The organism is Streptomyces sulfonofaciens, assembly GCF_014656295.1.
Taxonomy (GTDB): domain Bacteria; phylum Actinomycetota; class Actinomycetes; order Streptomycetales; family Streptomycetaceae; genus Streptomyces; species Streptomyces sulfonofaciens.
In genome coordinates this window covers 59,107-74,828 of record NZ_BNCD01000018.1, presented here as the reverse complement: position 1 = coordinate 74,828, position 15,722 = coordinate 59,107, and the positions used below count along the sequence as shown (strand labels likewise).

General features: G+C 74.7%; 14 protein-coding genes. 7 read left to right on the top strand and 7 right to left on the bottom strand.

Annotated features, from left to right (window positions below; translation table 11 throughout):
• The first annotated feature begins 148 nt into the window (after positions 1 to 148).
• Positions 149 to 598, top strand: coding sequence for a hypothetical protein (locus IE313_RS25865; RefSeq protein ID WP_189936275.1), 450 nt, complete (start codon positions 149 to 151; stop codon positions 596 to 598).
• A 307-nt stretch (positions 599 to 905) separates the two neighbouring features.
• Here the strand turns inward: IE313_RS25865 and IE313_RS25860 are convergent, their stop codons facing one another.
• Positions 906 to 2,123, bottom strand: coding sequence for a cytochrome P450 (locus IE313_RS25860; protein WP_189936273.1), 1,218 nt, complete (start codon positions 2,121 to 2,123; stop codon positions 906 to 908).
• 389 nt (positions 2,124 to 2,512) lie between these two features.
• On the opposite strand from IE313_RS25860, the gene IE313_RS25855 reads away from it, so the two are divergent.
• Together IE313_RS25855 and IE313_RS25850 are read left to right on the top strand one after the other, a co-directional pair.
• The gene (locus tag IE313_RS25855; RefSeq protein WP_189936271.1) at positions 2,513 to 2,995 is read left to right on the top strand and encodes a MarR family winged helix-turn-helix transcriptional regulator; all 483 of its coding nucleotides are present in this window, start codon (positions 2,513 to 2,515) and stop codon (positions 2,993 to 2,995) included.
• A 275-nt stretch (positions 2,996 to 3,270) separates the two neighbouring features.
• Complete coding sequence (locus tag IE313_RS25850; protein ID WP_189936269.1) at positions 3,271 to 3,972, top strand: type 1 glutamine amidotransferase; 702 nt, start codon at positions 3,271 to 3,273, stop codon at positions 3,970 to 3,972.
• Positions 3,973 to 4,196: 224 nt separating this feature from the next.
• Here IE313_RS25850 and IE313_RS25845 read toward each other — a convergent pair whose 3' ends face one another.
• The 3 genes from IE313_RS25845 to IE313_RS25835 all read right to left on the bottom strand — a co-directional run bounded on the left by IE313_RS25845 (position 4,197) and on the right by IE313_RS25835 (position 7,085).
• The gene (locus tag IE313_RS25845) at positions 4,197 to 5,330 is read right to left on the bottom strand and encodes an aminotransferase class I/II-fold pyridoxal phosphate-dependent enzyme (protein WP_189936267.1); all 1,134 of its coding nucleotides are present in this window, start codon (positions 5,328 to 5,330) and stop codon (positions 4,197 to 4,199) included.
• A gap of 5 nt (positions 5,331 to 5,335) precedes the next feature.
• Positions 5,336 to 6,043: a helix-turn-helix transcriptional regulator gene (locus tag IE313_RS25840; protein ID WP_229924955.1), complete on the bottom strand. Its 708-nt coding sequence runs from the start codon at positions 6,041 to 6,043 to the stop codon at positions 5,336 to 5,338.
• A gap of 367 nt (positions 6,044 to 6,410) precedes the next feature.
• Positions 6,411 to 7,085, bottom strand: coding sequence for a CGNR zinc finger domain-containing protein (locus IE313_RS25835; RefSeq protein WP_189936264.1), 675 nt, complete (start codon positions 7,083 to 7,085; stop codon positions 6,411 to 6,413).
• Between the two features lie 217 nt (positions 7,086 to 7,302).
• Here IE313_RS25835 and IE313_RS25830 point away from each other — a divergent pair, with 217 nt between their 5' ends.
• The 4 genes from IE313_RS25830 to IE313_RS25815 all read left to right on the top strand — a co-directional run bounded on the left by IE313_RS25830 (position 7,303) and on the right by IE313_RS25815 (position 12,699).
• Positions 7,303 to 7,848, top strand: coding sequence for a carboxymuconolactone decarboxylase family protein (locus tag IE313_RS25830; protein WP_189936262.1), 546 nt, complete (start codon positions 7,303 to 7,305; stop codon positions 7,846 to 7,848).
• Positions 7,849 to 8,025: 177 nt separating this feature from the next.
• Positions 8,026 to 8,859, top strand: coding sequence for an alpha/beta hydrolase family protein (locus IE313_RS25825; protein ID WP_189936260.1), 834 nt, complete (start codon positions 8,026 to 8,028; stop codon positions 8,857 to 8,859).
• Positions 8,860 to 9,066: 207 nt separating this feature from the next.
• Complete coding sequence (locus IE313_RS35515) at positions 9,067 to 11,310, top strand: S9 family peptidase (RefSeq protein ID WP_229924954.1); 2,244 nt, start codon at positions 9,067 to 9,069, stop codon at positions 11,308 to 11,310.
• 231 nt (positions 11,311 to 11,541) lie between these two features.
• Entirely contained in the window at positions 11,542 to 12,699 is a 1,158-nt protein-coding gene (locus tag IE313_RS25815) for an NADH:flavin oxidoreductase (RefSeq protein ID WP_189936258.1), read from the top strand.
• Here IE313_RS25815 and IE313_RS25810 read toward each other — a convergent pair.
• The 3 genes from IE313_RS25810 to IE313_RS25800 all read right to left on the bottom strand — a co-directional run bounded on the left by IE313_RS25810 (position 12,692) and on the right by IE313_RS25800 (position 15,201).
• Positions 12,692 to 14,035 carry an MFS transporter gene (locus IE313_RS25810; RefSeq protein ID WP_189936256.1) on the bottom strand — a complete coding sequence of 448 codons (1,344 nt, stop codon included), beginning with the start codon at positions 14,033 to 14,035 and terminating at the stop codon, positions 12,692 to 12,694. The two genes, IE313_RS25815 and IE313_RS25810, sit on opposite strands and share 8 nt — an antisense overlap.
• 269 nt (positions 14,036 to 14,304) lie before the next feature.
• Positions 14,305 to 14,835 (bottom strand): DinB family protein, encoded by a 531-nt coding sequence (locus IE313_RS25805; protein ID WP_189936253.1) that lies wholly within the window; start codon positions 14,833 to 14,835, stop codon positions 14,305 to 14,307.
• A gap of 129 nt (positions 14,836 to 14,964) precedes the next feature.
• Positions 14,965 to 15,201, bottom strand: coding sequence for a hypothetical protein (locus tag IE313_RS25800; RefSeq protein ID WP_189936251.1), 237 nt, complete (start codon positions 15,199 to 15,201; stop codon positions 14,965 to 14,967).
• Between the last annotated feature and the right edge of the window lie 521 nt (positions 15,202 to 15,722).

Genomic DNA, 15,722 nt, shown 5'->3' with positions numbered 1-15,722 from the left:
TGCCAGCCGACCCGTGCCCCGTGCCGGTGAAGCGGTCCGCCGGGGCCGCCGGGGACGGGGGGTGCGCGACCGGCGGGTGCGGTGGCAGCCGTACGGCGGACGGTCCGGCGCCCTGGGCAACGGCGTGCCCGCGGCCGACACTGTCGACGTGACGACGACGTGCTGGTTCTGCCACCGCCCGCTGGCCGACGGCGAGACCTGCCGGATCACCTTGGTGCGCGACGCGGTCCCGCCCCCGCACCACGAGCGGGCGGTCGAGATACCGGGCTGCCCCGACTGCGCCTCTCTCTACGACGCCCAGTTGCACGGCTGGTCCATGACGTCGTGCGGCTGCTGGGCGGTCACCACCGGGTTCACCGCGCTTCTCCTGTGCCTCGTCGGCGCACTGGCGAACCTCCCGGCCGTGGCGCTGCCCGGCGCCCTGCTCGTCCCGGCGGCGTTCGCCGTCTGGCCGGTGGAGAACGCGCTCAGACGCAGGAGGGAGCAGTACCGCCCGCAGGGCCGCCTCACCCACCGCGCGACGGAGCACCCCGAGGTGAGCGGACTCCTCGACCGCGGATGGCGGGTGAAGGAGCCGCCGCCCGAGGCGAGCGCCTGAACGGGCCACCGGCCCGCGGCGCCCGTCGCGACCGCCCCACCCGGTCCGGCGGCACCGCCACCGGGGGGCGCGCACCGCGGGTCGCGCACCGCACCACGGGTCGCGCACCGCGGTCTCGCACACCCACGGGTCGCGCACCGCGGGTCGCGGCCCGCCGGTACGCCTGTCCGTGGGCCTGCTGTGCGTGGGCATGCTGTGCATGGGCCCGCTGTGTGTGGGCCGTGCCGCGCGGCCGGTTCGCGGGGCGGTCCTGCCGGGTCTCACGGGGCCGGGGCGCCCGCGCGTCAGGCCCCGCCCTGCCGGCCCGTCACCAGGCCACCGGCAGCCGGTGGACACCGTAGACGAGCATCTCGGTGCGGTACGAGACCTCCTCCACGGGCTGGTCGAGGCGCAGCGTCGGGAAGCGCCGCAGCAGGGCCGGGTAGGCGAGTTGGAGTTCGATCCTGGCGAGGTTCTGGCCCAGGCACTGGTGCGGTCCCGAGCCGAAGGCGAGGTGGCGGCGTGCGGCCTCGCGGTCCACGTCGAGGCGGTCGGGGTCCTCGAAGACGTCCGGGTCGCGGTTGGCCACGTCGTTGGCGCAGATCACGGCGTCACCGGCCTTGATGAGCCGCCCGCCCACCTCGATGTCGGCGACGGCCACCCGGCGCCGGCCCATGTGTGTGATGGTCAGGTACCGCAGCAGCTCCTCCACGGCGTTCGCGGCGCGGGCCGGGTCGCCGTCGCGGACGGCCGCGAGCTGGTCCGGGTGCTGGAGCAGCGCACAGGTGCCGAGCGCGATCATGTTGGCCGTGGTCTCGTGCCCGGCCACCAGGAGCAGCCTGGCCTCCTTGGCGCACTCCTCGCGCGTCTTCCTGCCGGTCACCACGTACTGGGCGGCGAGCCTGCTCAGCAGGTCGTCGCCGGGGCGGGTGACCTTGGCCCCGACGAGGTCGGCGAGGTAGTCGACCAGTTCCGCCGAGGCGGCGAGCGCGGCCTCCGGCGAGCTGGTGGTGTCGATGAGGACGGCGCTGGCCCGCTGGAAGAAGGCGTGGTCCTCGTAGGGCACGCCCAGCAGTTCGCAGATCACCAGGGACGGCAGCGGCAGGGCGAAGGCGCCGACCAGGTCGGCGGGCGGCCCGGCCTCCTCCATCGCGTCCAGCAGCTCGGTGATGATCGCTTCTAGGCGGGGACGCAGGGCCTGCATGCGGTGCAGCGTGAACTCGCCGGTGAACTTGCGGCGCTCCGCGTTGTGCTCCGGCTCGTCCATGTTGATGAACGTGCGGTTGTGCGCCCGTGACGCCGCCGATCCCGCGCTGGGGCTCGGGAAGGACGGGTGGTCGTTGTCCGCGCTGATGCGCCCGTCCCTGAGCAGCATCACCTGGTCGGCGTGCCGGGTGACCAGCCAGGCCGTGCCGCCGTTCCACAGGGTCACCTCGGACACCGGCTCCGTGCCGAGCAGCCGGGTCTTCTGCGGTGGGGGGTCGAAGGGGCAGCCGGGGGCGCGCCGGTTGGTCCATGCGGGGGGTGCGGTGGGGGTCTCGGTCATGGCCTTCCTTCCCGGATCAGGGAGGTGCTTCCCGAATCGGAACTGCGTTACTTAACAAAAGCAAGCAAGCTCCTACCGCGGAACGTAACACCCTGGTCACCGGGCGAGAAGAGGTCGTAGGTGTAAAGGGCAACTTTCTGGCCACCTCGAAGAGGGCCCCGTACCGGCCGTGCGCCTCCTCACCGCGGTTGGGCGCCGCCTGCGGCATACGCCACCATCAGCAGGTGGACCACGAAGAACCCGCAGCCGATTCAGGCTCCGCACCGGGAGCCGAACCCGGGACGGCGCCCGCGCGAAGGCCGGTACCCGCGCCCGGGAGCACGACCGCGCCCGGGACCGTACCGGCACCCGCCACGCCCGGGGTGCCGGCCGCGCCCGGGGTGTCCGGGGTGCCCGGGGCGCCCACCGCTGACGCATCCCCTGCGCCCGGCGCTCCCCCGACCGCCGAGCTGTACCGCTCCCTCGCCGACCTCGCCTACGCCATGGCGGGCCCGCGCGCCCACACCCGCCTGCGCACGGAGGCGGAGGTGCCCGTCGACCGGGCCTCCCTCGCCCTGCTGCGCACCGTCACGGCGGCGTCCTCGCCCCTGCGGATAGGCGAGTTGGCCGAGGCCCTGATGGTGCGTCCCTCGCACGTCAGCCGGGAGGTGCGGCGCCTTCAGAAGCGGGGCCTGGTCGCCTTCCTCACCGACGCACGGGACCAGCGGGTGCGGCAGATCACCGTCACCGAGGATGGCCGAGACCTTGTGGACCGCGCGCAGGCAACGGGACGGCGCTGGCTCAGCGACGCCCTTGACTCGTTCACGCCCCAGGAGCTGAACACGACCGCGGCGGTCATCCGCCGGGTGATCGAGGCGTACCGCAACGAGTGAACGGGCGCGGCGCCGACCCGGGCCGCTCGGCGGGGGCCCCGGCCCGCTCGGCGGGGGCCCGGGACCCCGCCCCGGCCCCGGTTCGGCCCCGGCCCCGGTTCCGGCCCGGGTCCGGTTCCGGCCCCGGATGTGGGCCCGGTCTGCTGTCCGGCCCCGGTCCCGGATGCGGACCCCTCTGCTGTCCGGCCCCGCACCGCCCCGCCCGTCCCCGCCCGTCCCCTCCTGTCCAGCCGCGTCCCGTACCGTCCCGCCCCGTCCCGGCATAGGCTGGCCGCGTGGCGACAGCACTGGTGGTGCAGAACACGAAGACCGGCGGTCCGGGCCGCTGGGCCCCCTGGCTGGCCGGGGCCGGACTGGCCCCGCGGGTGGTGGAGCCGCACACGGGCGCGCCAATGCCGTCCCGGCTGGCACACGACGCCCTGATCGTGCTGGGCGGCCCCTTCATGCCGGACGACGAGGAGCGCGCCCCGTGGCTCCCGGCGGTACGGCGCCTGGTGGACGAGGCCCTGGATCGCGCCGTCCCCTACTTCGGCATCTGCCTCGGCGGCCAGTTGCTGGCGCAGCACGCGGGCGGCGAGGTGCGGCCGTCGTACGGCGCTCCCGAGTTCGGCAGCGTCCGTCTGACCCTGCGCCAGGAGTCGTCCGAGGACCCGCTGTTCTGCGGGCTGCCGCCGGAGGTGACGGCGATCGAGAACCACATCGACCGGATCACCCGCCTTCCCGCGGACGCGGCATGGCTCGCCTCCTCCGCCGCCTGCCCGCACCAGGCGTTCCGGCTCGGTACGGCGGCCTGGGGCGTGCAGTTCCACCCGGAGGCCGGCGCCGACCGCATCCCGCACTGGAACACCGCCCGCCTGGTCGCCCACGGCGCCGACCGCGCCACCCTGCACCGCCGGGCCCTGGCCGTGGAGGAAGCCTCGGCCAAGACCTGGCACACGGTGGCGGAGCGCTTCGCGCACCTGGCCGCGGGAGCCTAGTCTTCTTCGTTTGGATCGGGCTGGATCGGGGAGCGCGGTCCGGTGCGTGCGGCTGCCAGGCGGAGGAGGGAGTCGACGCGGAGCGTCGGGGACCGACGGCGACGCCGCAGACGCGCGTGCCAGGGTCCACGAGCCCAGCATGCTGCGAACGGCAGGCCCTGCGCGGGCGACACGGGCTCGACCGCGCGCCCGGCCGCGTACACGGCGCGCCCGGGCGCGCCGGCTCACCGCCGCCGCCTCAGCCAACCGGCGAAGGCCGCGAGCCCCTCCTCCGGATCGGCCCGCCCGATGCCGATGCGGAAGCGGTCCGTGGGCGTCGGGGTCAGCTCGGAGCGGTAGACACCGGCCGGCAGCAACAGCACACCCGCCTCCCGCACCAGCCGCGCGCACATCTCCTCGACGCCGTCGGTGCCGAGGTAGCGCGGGTAGGCGATGCAGCCGCCGTCCGGCGCGCGCCACTCGAAGGTGTCGGCGAACTCGGCGAAGAACGCGTCGAAGATCGGCAGGTTGCGGGCGATCAGGGCCCGGTTGCGCGCCAGGATCGACGAGCTGGACTTGAGCGCGATGCGCGCGAGGACCTCGCTCGGCCCGGAGTTGCAGATCGTCGTGTAGTGCTTGGCCCGCTCAAGGCGGGCGAGGAGTTCGCGGTCGCGGCACGTGATCCAGCCGATGCGCAGGCCCGGCAGCCCCAGCGCCTTGGAGGTCACGTTCAACGACAGGGCGCGCTCGGAGACGTCGGCGGCCTGCGGCAGGGTGCGGACCGGGTCGCGTTCCAGGCCGCGGTAGACCTCGTCGCTGAACAGCCGGATGCCGCGCTCGTCGCACATCGCGGCCAGTGCGGTGAAGTCGGCGGCGCCGATGACCTTGCCCGTGGGGTTGTTCGGGAAGTTCACCGACACGACCCTGGTGTTCGGCCGGATGGCCGCGGCCACCCGGTCCAGGTCCAGGGCCCAGTCGCGGGCCGGGTCGAGGGCGACCCCGGTCACCTCGCACAGGGCCATCGGCACGGTCTCCGCGGCCTGGTAGTTGGGGGTCACGACGACGGCGTGGTCCCCGGCGTCCAGCAGGACGTTCATGGCCAGGTACAGGCCCTCCTCCGCGCCGGCGAAGCAGAGCACGTCGGCGGCCTCGGCCCGCTCGTAGGTCCCCGCGACGGCCGCGCGCAGGGCGGGGTCCCCGAACGTCTCGGTGTAGCCGAGGCGGAGGTTCTCGAACGCGGCCCGGTCCTCCTCGTCGGCCAGCGCGAGCAGTTCGCCGAGGGCCATGGTCTCGGCGTCCGAGGCCGTCATGTGGTGGCGGGCGGTGAACTCCCAGCGGGAGAAGAAGGTCTCCAGGCGGAAGTCGGGCAGCCTGACCATGCGGTTCAGTCCTCCTCGCCGGCGGCGGGCCCGGCCGGCCGTGACGCTCTGAGTTCGGCCAGCAGGCCGTACAGGGTGGAACGGGAGACGCCCAGCACTTGGGCCACCACAGGCACCGCCCGGCGCACGGCGAGCACTCCGGCCTGCTCCATACGGCCCAGCACGGCGAGCCGGTCCTGCCTGGTCAGCCTTTCGACGGCCCGGCCGGACTCCCTTACGTAGGCGCCGACGATGTGCGTGGCGGTCTCCCGCCAGTCCTGCTCGAACAGCGCCTCCGGCCGGTTCGCGTGCGGCGCGGCGAAGGCGGCGAGCACCTCGGCCGCGCGCACCAGCGGACCGCGGTCGAAGTTGACGCACAGCACCGCCGAGGCCCGCCCCTGCTGGTCGCGCAGCACCGCGCTGACCGAGGAGAGCCGCCGGCCGTCGGCGAGCAGCTTCTCGTACGGCCCGAAGACGTCCCGGGCCGAGGGGTCGAGCGCGTCGAGCTCGCCGAGCAGGGAGGGGTCACCGGGCCCCCGCGGGGTGAGCGGGTTCCATATCTCCAGGATCCGGTCGGTGTCGGGATCGTGGAGGACGACCTCGGCGTACGGCGCGAGAAGGGCGGCGATCGCCTGGCACACGGGTGCCCACATCGCCACGCGCGCGTGCGGATGCGTGTGCGGGTGCCGATTCGGGTGCGGGTGCGGCTGTCGGGGCGCGTCCTGCGTGGCCATGGCTGGACTATAAGTCCAGATCGAACAAAACGTCCACCACACGACTCGACCGGGAGCCAACCGGGAAGACCAACCGGAAGGACGCACCCGGGAGGACGCACCCGGGAGGACACAGCCGGGAAGGCTCACCGAGGAGGGCGCAACCGGGCGGGTCCACCCGCGGCCCTGGCGGGTCCACCCGCGGCCCCCGGCCGCAGAAGCGCGACCGGGAAGCCCACCCGGCCACACGGAGCCGACCGCAGGAGCGCAACCGCGAGCCCGGCCGGCCGACCCAGCCCCGGACACCCCACCCCGGACACCCGGCCCCGGACTTCCCTCCGCAGACACCCAACCCCGGACACCCGGCCCACCCCCCGACCGCAGACGCTCAGCCGTGCGGGCCGCCCGCCGCACCCCCGCTCCGCCGGGTCTCCGCGTGGTGGCGCCGGTAGTGGCGGGCCACCCGGGCCCGGTTGCCGCAGGCGCTGGTGCACCACTCCCTGCGCGCGTGCGCCTTCACGAAGTAGCGGTCGCAGTTCGGCGCCAGGCAGGCCCGGAGCCGGGCGCGCTGCGGCCCGGCGAACAGCTCGACCGCCTCCTGCGCGATCAGGGACACGGCCCGGTCGCCGAGGGCCGCGGCCGAACCGAACCGACGCGCGGGCTCCGCGCCGGCCGGCCACGCCAGCTCCGGCCTGAGGCGTCCGAGGCCGCTGAGCCGGTTCACGATCTCGACCGCCTCGTCGTGCGCCGAGCTCGGCCCGACGAGGAACAGCTCGGGGGGCGCCTGCGTCACCTCCGCGGCCAGGCTCCGCAGCGCGTCGCGCAGCTCGCGCAGCCGGCGCCCGGTCCGCTCGTCGCCCCACCCCCCGCCAGGAGACGGGTGGCCGCCGGTGGCGGGCGACAGGCGGTGGCCGACGGCGTCGAGCCAGGCACCCGCCCGTGCGGCGTCGCCCACCACGTCGTACCCGTCACCGCCCCGGTCCAGATGGACGGTGTTCATCAACTCGACCGGAAGCGGTTCACCCAGCAGCGGCAGCTCTCCGGTCACCTCTACCTGTCCCATACCCCCACCCTACCGGAACCTAATGCTTTCAGTGAGAGCAACCATTTGACAGAGGGATGGACGTGTGTCACTCTCCTAATGCCTGAACGACACACAAGCATTAGAAAGCCCCGCATGAGCCCCACAGGACGGGGCCGAGCGACGGCGCACGAGCACACGCAGGGACGACCGGCCGCACCCGCGGCCGGCGCACGAAGGAAAGAGAAGGGTCACTCCGATGTCGCGACTTCCGCAGATCGATCCGGCGACCGCCACCGGCAAGGCCGCCGACCAGCTCAAGGAGACGCAGAAGGCGCTGGGCTCCGTCCCCAACCTCTTCAAGGTGCTGGTCAACAGCCCCGCGGCGGTGAAGGGCTACCTGGGCATGAACGGAGCGCTCAGCACCGGCGCGCTGCCCTTCCCGGTCAGGGAGCGCATCTCGATCCTCAGCGCCGAGTTCAACGACTGCACGTACTGCCTGTCGGCCCACACCTTCACCGGGGGCAAGTTCGCGAAGCTGAGCGAGGCGGAGCTGGCCGCGGCACGCGAGGGCAAGTCCGAGGACCCGCATGTGCAGGCCGTCCTGACCCTGACCCGCAGCGTCCTCGAAGGACGCGGCCAGGGCGGCGAGGCGGCCGTCGCGGCGGCACGCGAGGCCGGTGTCACCGACGCGGAGATCGCCGAGGTCGTCGCGAACGTCGCCCTCAACATCATGACCAACTACTTCAACGAGCTGGTCGACACCGAAGTCGACTTCCCGCAGGTCACGCCGCACGAGCGCTGATGCCGCCGCACCGGGCCGGCAGCGCCCGGAGGGCTGCCGCCAGGGGCCGGCGCGAGGTGGCGTGCTCCCCGCACCGCCCGCGCGGGCCCGCCCCCGGGCCCACCGCAGCCGTCCGGCAGCGGTGGGCCCGACCCGTGCACCACAGCAGCCCACCAGGAGAGAACAGGAGAGAGGCAGATGCCGACCAGTCGGGCCACCGCGTACAAGAGGATCGAGTTCCCCGGTTCGCAGGGGTCCCCCCTGGCCGGCCGCCTGGAGCTGCCGGACACCGACCCGCGCGCCTTCGCCCTCTTCGCACACTGCTTCACCTGCGGCAAGGACACCGTCGCGGCCGCACGGATCGCCAGGGCGCTCACCCGGCACGGCATCGGGGTGCTCCGCTTCGACTTCACGGGCCTGGGGCAGTCGGGCGGTGACTTCGGCAACACCGACTTCAGCTCCAACATCGCCGACGTGGTGAGCGCGGCCGACCACCTGCGGCGCGAGTTCGAGGCCCCCGGCGTCCTCGTCGGCCACTCGCTGGGCGGCGCCGCGGTCCTCGCGGCCGCACCCGGCATTCCCGAGGTGCGGGCGGTGGCCACCCTGGGCGCGCCGGCCGACCCCGCGCACGTCACCCACCTGCTGGGCGACAGCACGGACGCCATCGAGGAACGGGGCGAGGCCGAGGTCCGCCTCGCCGGCCGCACGTTCCGCATCCGCCGCCGCTTCCTCGACGACATCGCCGCCCAGCCCCAGGCGGAGCGCATCGCGGGACTCGGCGTCCCGCTCCTGGTCATGCACTCCCCCACCGACGACATCGTCGGCATCGACAACGCCCGCCGCATCTTCGACGCGGCCCGCCACCCGAAGAGCTTCGTGGCCCTCGACGGCGCCGACCACCTGCTCACCGACCCCGCCGACGCGCAGTTCGCCGCGGACGTGCTCGCGGTCTGGGCGTTGCGGCACATCGAGCGGCGCTCCGGCGCGATGGCTCGGCGGCGGGAGCGGGCGACCGGCGGCCTCCCGCGCTGAGGTGCCCGAACGCCGCCGAAAGGGCCCGGCTACTGTGGTCGGCGCGACCGGTGCGTCCCGGCCGCCCCCGCGCAGCGCAGCCGGCCGGCCCCGGGGGCACCGCGGGCCGCCCGGCCCCGTCCACCGCCCGAAGGCCCGGTGGACGGCACGGCCGGCCCGTCGAGGCACGGGCAGCCGGGGACCAGGCCCCGAGGGAACGAGGAACCCATGACCACCACCGCACCGTACGGCTCATGGGCCTCACCGATCACGGCAAGCATCGCCACCGCCGGTATGGCCGCGGGCCAGGTGGCCTCCGCGTCGTACGTCGGACTCGTCGACGGCGAGGTCTGGTGGATCGAGCCGCGCCCCGAGGAGGACGGCCGCGCCGCACTGGTGCGCCGGCGGCGGGACGGCTCGGTGGACACGCTGCTGCCGGCCCCGTGGGACGTCCGGAGCAGGGTGATCGAGTACGGCGGCCGGCCCTGGGCGGCGGTGGCGGGCGAACGGGGCCCGCTCGCCGTCTTCGTCCACCTCCACGACCAGCGCCTGTACGCCTTCGAGGCGGGGGTGCCCGGCGCACTGCCGCGCCCCCTGACCCCGCTCTCGCCGGTCGGTGGCGGGCTGCGCTGGGCGGAACCGGAGATCGACGCGGAACGCGGCGAGGTCCGCTGTGTGCTTGAGGAGTTCACCGGAGAGGGCCCCGCGGACCTGCGGCGACTGCCGGCCGCCGTCCCGCTGGACGGCTCCGCGGCACAGGACCGGGCGGCCGTGCGCGAACTCGGCGGCGACGAGAGCCGTTTCCTCACCGGCGCCCGTATCTCCCCGGACGGCGGGCAGGCGCTCTGGCTCGCCTGGGACCACCCGCACATGCCGTGGGACGCGGCCGAACTACGCATCGCGGACGTCCTGCCGGACGGCACGTTCTCCGGCGCCCGCACCCTGCTCGGCGGTCCCGGGCAGCCGGTCGCCCAGGCCGAGTGGACGGCGGACGGCGGCGTGCTGGCCGCCTGCGAACGCACCGGCTGGTGGAACCTGTACCGCGTCGACCCCCGCACCGGCGCCGCCGAGGCGGTGCACACCGCCGAGGAGGACGTCGCCGGGTGCCAGCGCCTCGGCCTGCGCTGGTTCGTCCCGCTGTCGGACGGGCGCGTCGCGCTGCTGCACGGGGTGGGCGCGCAGCGGCTGGCCGTCCTCGATCCCGGCGGCGGCGCGCCGACGGACGTGCCCGGGCCGTGGACCGAGTGGCTGCCGCACCTCGACGCCCGCGGAACACGCGTCGTCGGAGTGGCGGCCGGCAGCCGCGCACCGTACGAGGTCGTCGAGGTGGACCTCGCCCCCGGAACCCGGACCGGCGCCGGGACCGGGACCGGGACGGCCGGCGAAACCGGCACCGGAACCGCCACCACCGAGACCGCCGCCGGAACCCCCGCCGGAACCGACACCGGAACCGACAGCGGAAGCCCTGCGGAAGCCGCCGCCGGAACGGACACGCACACCGGCGCCGGAACAGGCACGCACACCGACCCCGGAACGGACACACGCACCAGCGCCGGAACGGACACACGCACCGGCGCCGTGCGGGCCGTGAGCCGGCCGTCCGGTACCCGGGTCCCCGACGGCTTCCTCCCTGAGCCCGTCCCGCGCGTGTTCACCGGACCCGACGGCCGCCAGGTGCACGCCCATGTGTACGCACCGCGCAACGCGGACGTCACCGGGCCCGGTGACGTCCGGCCGCCGTACGTCCTCTGGGCACACGGCGGCCCCCAGCTCCGCGCCACACTCGCGCTGAACACGGAGATCGCCTACTTCACGTCCCGCGGCATCGGCGTCGTGGACGTCAACTACGCGGGCACGCCCGGCTACGGGCGCGCCTACCGGGAACGGCTGCGCGGGCAGTGGGGCGTGGTGGACGTCGAGGACTGTGCGGCCGTCGCCCGCGCACTGGTCGCGGAGGGGCTGGCCGAGACCGGGCGGCTCGCGGTCCGCGGGCACAGCGCAGGCGGCTTCACCGCCGCCGCCTCCCTCGCCGCCACCGACATCTACGCCTGCGCGACCCTCTACTACCCCGTCCTCGACCTCTGCTCGTTCGCCCGCGGCCTCACGCACGACTTCGAGTCGCACTACCTCGACTGGCTGGTCGGCCCCCCGGCGTCGGTGCCCGAGCGGTACCGCGAGCGGTCTCCGGCCTCCCATCCGGCCCGGGTCACCGCGCCCTTCCTGCTCCTGACCGGCGCCCAGGACGTGATCTGCCCGCCCGAGCAGAGCGCCCCGTACCTCGCACGGATGGCGGAGCGCCGGGTCCCGCACGCCCACCTGGAGTTCGAGTCCGAGGGCCACGGCTTCCGCCGGAGCACCACCATGCGCGCCTGTCTGGAGGCGGAGCTCTCCTTCTACGGTCAGGTCTTCGGCTTCCGCACCCCGGGTGTCCCCGGGCCGGCCTGGACGGTGGCCCCGGTGTCCGCCCCCTGACCACGCCGCCCGTCCTGACCGCCCCGGCTTCCCTGACCGCCCCGGCTTCCCCAGTTTCCCTGATTGCCCTGATTGCCCTGACTCCCCCGAACGCCTCGGCCGCCCTGACCGCCACGGGGCACACGCAACCCGCAGAAGGGGCACCGCCGGTCGGAATGCCCGGCAGGGCAGCGCAGTTGAGTCCTGTGTACCGCACACCGGCAATGCCCCTGCCCCCAAGGAGCCCCACCCGTGACCGTCGCCGCCTCCGACGCCGCATCCCGCGCCGCCCAGATCCTCTCCCGCCCCGTCGCCCTGGGCGGCCTGACCGTCCCGAACCGGATCGCGATGGCGCCGATGACGCGCCAGTTCTCACCCGGCGGCATCCCCGGGGAGGACGTGGTCTCGTACTACGCCCGCCGTGCCGCCGCGGGCGTCGGCCTGATCGTCACCGAGGGCACCTACGTGGGCCACGAGTCGGCGGGCCAGAGCGACCGCGTCCCGCGGTTCCACGGCGAGGAGCAACTGGCGGGGTGGGCCAAGGTCGCCGAGGGCGTGCACGCGGCGGGCGGCAGGATCGTCCCGCAACTGTGGCACATCGGCATCACGCGCAAGCCCGGCCAGCCGCCCTACCCCGACGCCCCGTCCGTGAGCCCCTCCGGCATCAGCCTCGACGGCACGGAGAACGCCGGCAAGGCGATGACACAGCAGGACCTGGACGACGTCATAGCCGCCTTCGCCGACGCCGCGGCCGCCGCCGAGCACATCGGCTTCGACGGCGTGGAACTGCACGGCGCCCACGGCTACCTGCTCGACCAGTTCCTGTGGGAGCGCACCAACCGCCGCACCGACGCCTACGGCGGCGACCCGGTGGCCCGTGCGACGTTCGCGGCCCAGATCGTGGCCGCGGTGCGGCAGAGGGTCTCACCGGGCTTCCCCGTCATCTTCCGCTACTCGCAGTGGAAGCAGGACGCGTACGAGGCGCGGCTCGCCGAGACCCCCGAAGCGCTGGAGGCCGTACTGAGCCCGCTGGTGTCCGCGGGCGTCGACGCCTTCCACGCCTCCACCCGCCGCTACTGGGACGCGGAGTTCGACGGCTCCGACCTGAACCTGGCCGGCTGGACGAAGAAGCTGACGGGCAAACCGGTCATCACCGTGGGCTCGGTCGGCCTCGACCGCGACTTCGTCAAGGCGGCCCAGCAGGAGGGCGCGACCCGGCGGGTCGGCGCCGAGACCGCTGCCGTCCAGGGCCTCGACGGCCTCCTCGACCGCTTGGAGCGCGAGGAGTTCGACCTGGTCGCCGTGGGCCGCGCCCTCCTCCAGGACCCCGAGTGGGCGGCGAAGGTCCTCGCCGGCCGCTTCGAGGAGCTGGAGCCGTACGACCCCCAGGCGCTCAAGAGCCTCAGTTGAGGTCCCTGCTCGCCGTCGCGGCGATGGCCGGCAGCACGGCGAGCGCGAGGATGCCGCCGGTGAGGGCGAGGACGGGGTAGCCGGCGGCTGAGACGACGAGACCGGAGGAGAGCCCGCCGGTGGCGCCGGCGACGGCGACGGAGACGTCCACCATGCCCTGGCTCCTGGCGCGGGTGGCCAGCGGCAGGGCGTCGGTGACCATCGCGGTGCCGGAGACGAAACCGAGGTTCCAGCCCAGCCCCAGCAGGGCGAGCGCGAGGGCGAGCAGGGCGACGGAGTCCGCCGGCGCCACGGCGGCCGTGCCCCCCGCCACCAGGAGGGTGAGGCCGGAGGCGGCGGCGACGCTGCGGCGACCGCAACGGTCGACGAGCCGGCCGGTCAGGGGCGAGGGCAGGTACATGGCACCGACGTGGACGGCGATGACCAGACCGGACGCGGCGGTGCCGTGGCCGTGGTCGTGCATGTGCACGGGGGTCATCGTCATGACGGCGGTCATGACGAGCTGGGTGAGGATCATCGTCAGCGCGCCCAGCACCAACCCCGGCCGGCGGGCTGGGCCCGGTGCGGTCAGCCGTGCCGGGACCGCTGTGGTGTCGCCCGAGGCCGGCGCGGGGTCGCCCGAGGCCGGCGCGGAGTCGCACGGGGTCGGCGCGGCGGCCTGCGTCTGCTGCCGGAGGTCGAGGCTGCGGGCGAGCAGCAGGGGGTCCGGGCGCAGCCAGACGGCCAGGACCAGGGCGGCCAGGGCGTGGGCGGCACCGGCGAGGAGGAAGGGTCCGGCCAGGGCGGGGATGCCGAGGGCGGTGGCGAGACTGCCGGTGGGAGCCGCGAGGTTGGGGCCGACGACGCCACCGAGGGTGCTGGCGACCAGGACGGTGGAGACCGCGCGTGCGCGGTGGGCCGGGGCGGCGAGGTCGGCTCCGGCGTACCGGGCCTGGAGGTTGGTAGCGGTGCCTGCGCCGTAGACGAACAGCGCGGCGAAGAGCAGCACGGGCTTGCCCGCGACGACGGCGGCGATGACGCCCGCGCTGCCGACGGCACCGGTCAGATATCCCGCGGTCAGGCCCGGGCGGCGGCCCCGGACCTGGGAGATGTGGCCCACCGCGATGGCGGCGAGGGCCGAACCGGCGGTGAACAGCGCACTGGGCAGTCCCGCGAGGTCGGTGGAGCCGAGCATGTCCTGCGCGATCAGGGCTCCGACGGTGATGCCGGCCGCAAGACCGGCCCCGCTGAGGACCTGGCTGACGACCAGCACGGTCAGAACGCGGCGCTGGGCCTCGGGGCGGGCGGCCGTGCCGCCGGATATGCCGCCCGGGGTGGCGGCATCGGTCGTGGTCATGGGCGGCTCTCTGTCGGGTGCCGGAGGTGCGGCACGGGGCAGGACGGCGGGGTGCGGGGCGGCACGGCGCGGCGCAGGACGGGGGCGCGGGGCGGGACGGCGCGGCGCAGGACGGGGGTACGGCGGGGGGCGGACGGGACGGCGGGGTGCGGCGCGGGACAGGACGGCGGGGGTGCGGCGGGGGTGGGGGACGGCGTCCCGGGCCCGGGTACAGGCGCTCGTCCGGGCCGCTCTCGACCGGCCCGGCTGCAAGTCGTCGACCGGCCCGGCTACAGGTTGTCGACGACGAGGTAGCCGTCGAGGCGGCGTACGTGGTCGCCTGCCGGATCCGGCGGGAGCGCGTGGCCGAGGTCGCCGGCGCGTACCTCGCCGATCCACTGGTCGTGCTGGTACTCGTGGTTGACGAGCGCGGTGAGCAGGTGGACGGCGACGATGGTGAGTTGCTCCCGTGCCGTGACCTGCCCGGACCCGATGGCGCGCATACGGGCGTGTACGCGCTCGGCGACGGTGTCACGGAACGCGGTGAGCCGTTCGACCGTGGGCAGGGCGCCGCGGAACCGCTCGGGGTTGGCCGAGTCCATCAGCGCGTCGAGGGCGGGGTCCGGGCTGGGCTCGGCCGCGGTGAGGTTGCGGACCATGAAGTGGGCGACATGGGCCTGGTGGCCCAGGTGCCATCCGATGGCGCTGGAGTTCTCGTGCGGACGCCAGGTCACCTCGTCCGGGGTGAGGTCCTTCCACAGCTCGTCCGTGTAGGCGCGGGCGCGGTCGTACTCGCGCAGCAGGGCATCGATCCGGTGCATGCGGTCACCTTCCTCGGGTGCGGGGTAACGCGGTCCTGACCAGGTCGCGGGGTCACCGGTGGGCGGGGATCCGGTGGGCGGGTTCACCGGTGGGCGGGGGTCCGGTGGGCGGGGATCCGGTGGGCGGGTTCACCGGAGCCGGGCGACGGCGCGTCCCATGCGGTTGGTGCCGCCGAGGGCTGCGGCCTTCCGACCGGTGACGTAGGAGGTGCTGAGGGACACGTACTGCTCCTTGCGCTGGGCACCCGCGCGGGTCTCCTTCCCGGGCTCGTCGGGGACGGGCGGCACGATGCGCGCCGCGACGACCTCTGCGACGTTAGGGACAGCACGCGAGGACCGGTAGGGGACCTCGGCGAATCGCGGCACGAACAGCGTGTGTGCCCCTGGGCTCGTCGGGCCGCACAGGACCCGGCTCACCGCCCGGCCCGAGACCGGTGCGAGTCAGCCGCCCGGCTCGGCCATGACGGCGCCCAGCGCGGCCACGGCACGGCCGATCAGCGGTAGCGTCCGCCCCGCGAACGCGGCCGGGACCGTCCTGCGCGGAAACGGGGCCGCCCCGCGCGAACAAGGGGCCGCCCCGGGCGGACAAGGGGTAGCCCTACGCGGAGAACGGGGTGACTCGGTGCGGAGAACGGCCGAACCGCTTGGCCTCGGCGACCGTCAGCACATGGTGGAGCCGGTGTTCCCGCTGCGGACGTCCACGGTCGAACACGACCACCGTCTCGTCACCCTTTGCCCCACCGGCCCCATCCCTACCAGCCCTGCGCCTACCAGCCCCGCCCCACCGACCCCTGCCTCCCCCCAACCTCTCCCCTACCGCCCCCTGCCTCCCCCCACCCCTTCCCCACCAGCCCTTCCCACCAGCCCTTGCCTCATCGGCCCTTGGC

What these genes read in the sequence shown, in the direction of transcription:
- IE313_RS25860 (WP_189936273.1), bottom strand. Translation starts at nt 2,123, where the DNA reads ATGACCGAGACCCCCACCGCACCCCCCGCATGGACCAACCGGCGCGCC.
- IE313_RS25845 (WP_189936267.1), bottom strand. Translation starts at nt 5,330, where the DNA reads ATGGTCAGGCTGCCCGACTTCCGCCTGGAGACCTTCTTCTCCCGCTGG.
- IE313_RS25840 (WP_229924955.1), bottom strand. Translation starts at nt 6,043, where the DNA reads ATGGCCACGCAGGACGCGCCCCGACAGCCGCACCCGCACCCGAATCGG.
- IE313_RS25835 (WP_189936264.1), bottom strand. Translation starts at nt 7,085, where the DNA reads ATGGGACAGGTAGAGGTGACCGGAGAGCTGCCGCTGCTGGGTGAACCG.
- IE313_RS25830 (WP_189936262.1), top strand. Translation starts at nt 7,303, where the DNA reads ATGTCGCGACTTCCGCAGATCGATCCGGCGACCGCCACCGGCAAGGCC.
- IE313_RS25825 (WP_189936260.1), top strand. Translation starts at nt 8,026, where the DNA reads ATGCCGACCAGTCGGGCCACCGCGTACAAGAGGATCGAGTTCCCCGGT.
- IE313_RS35515 (WP_229924954.1), top strand. Translation starts at nt 9,067, where the DNA reads ATGACCACCACCGCACCGTACGGCTCATGGGCCTCACCGATCACGGCA.
- IE313_RS25810 (WP_189936256.1), bottom strand. Translation starts at nt 14,035, where the DNA reads ATGACCACGACCGATGCCGCCACCCCGGGCGGCATATCCGGCGGCACG.
- IE313_RS25805 (WP_189936253.1), bottom strand. Translation starts at nt 14,835, where the DNA reads ATGCACCGGATCGATGCCCTGCTGCGCGAGTACGACCGCGCCCGCGCC.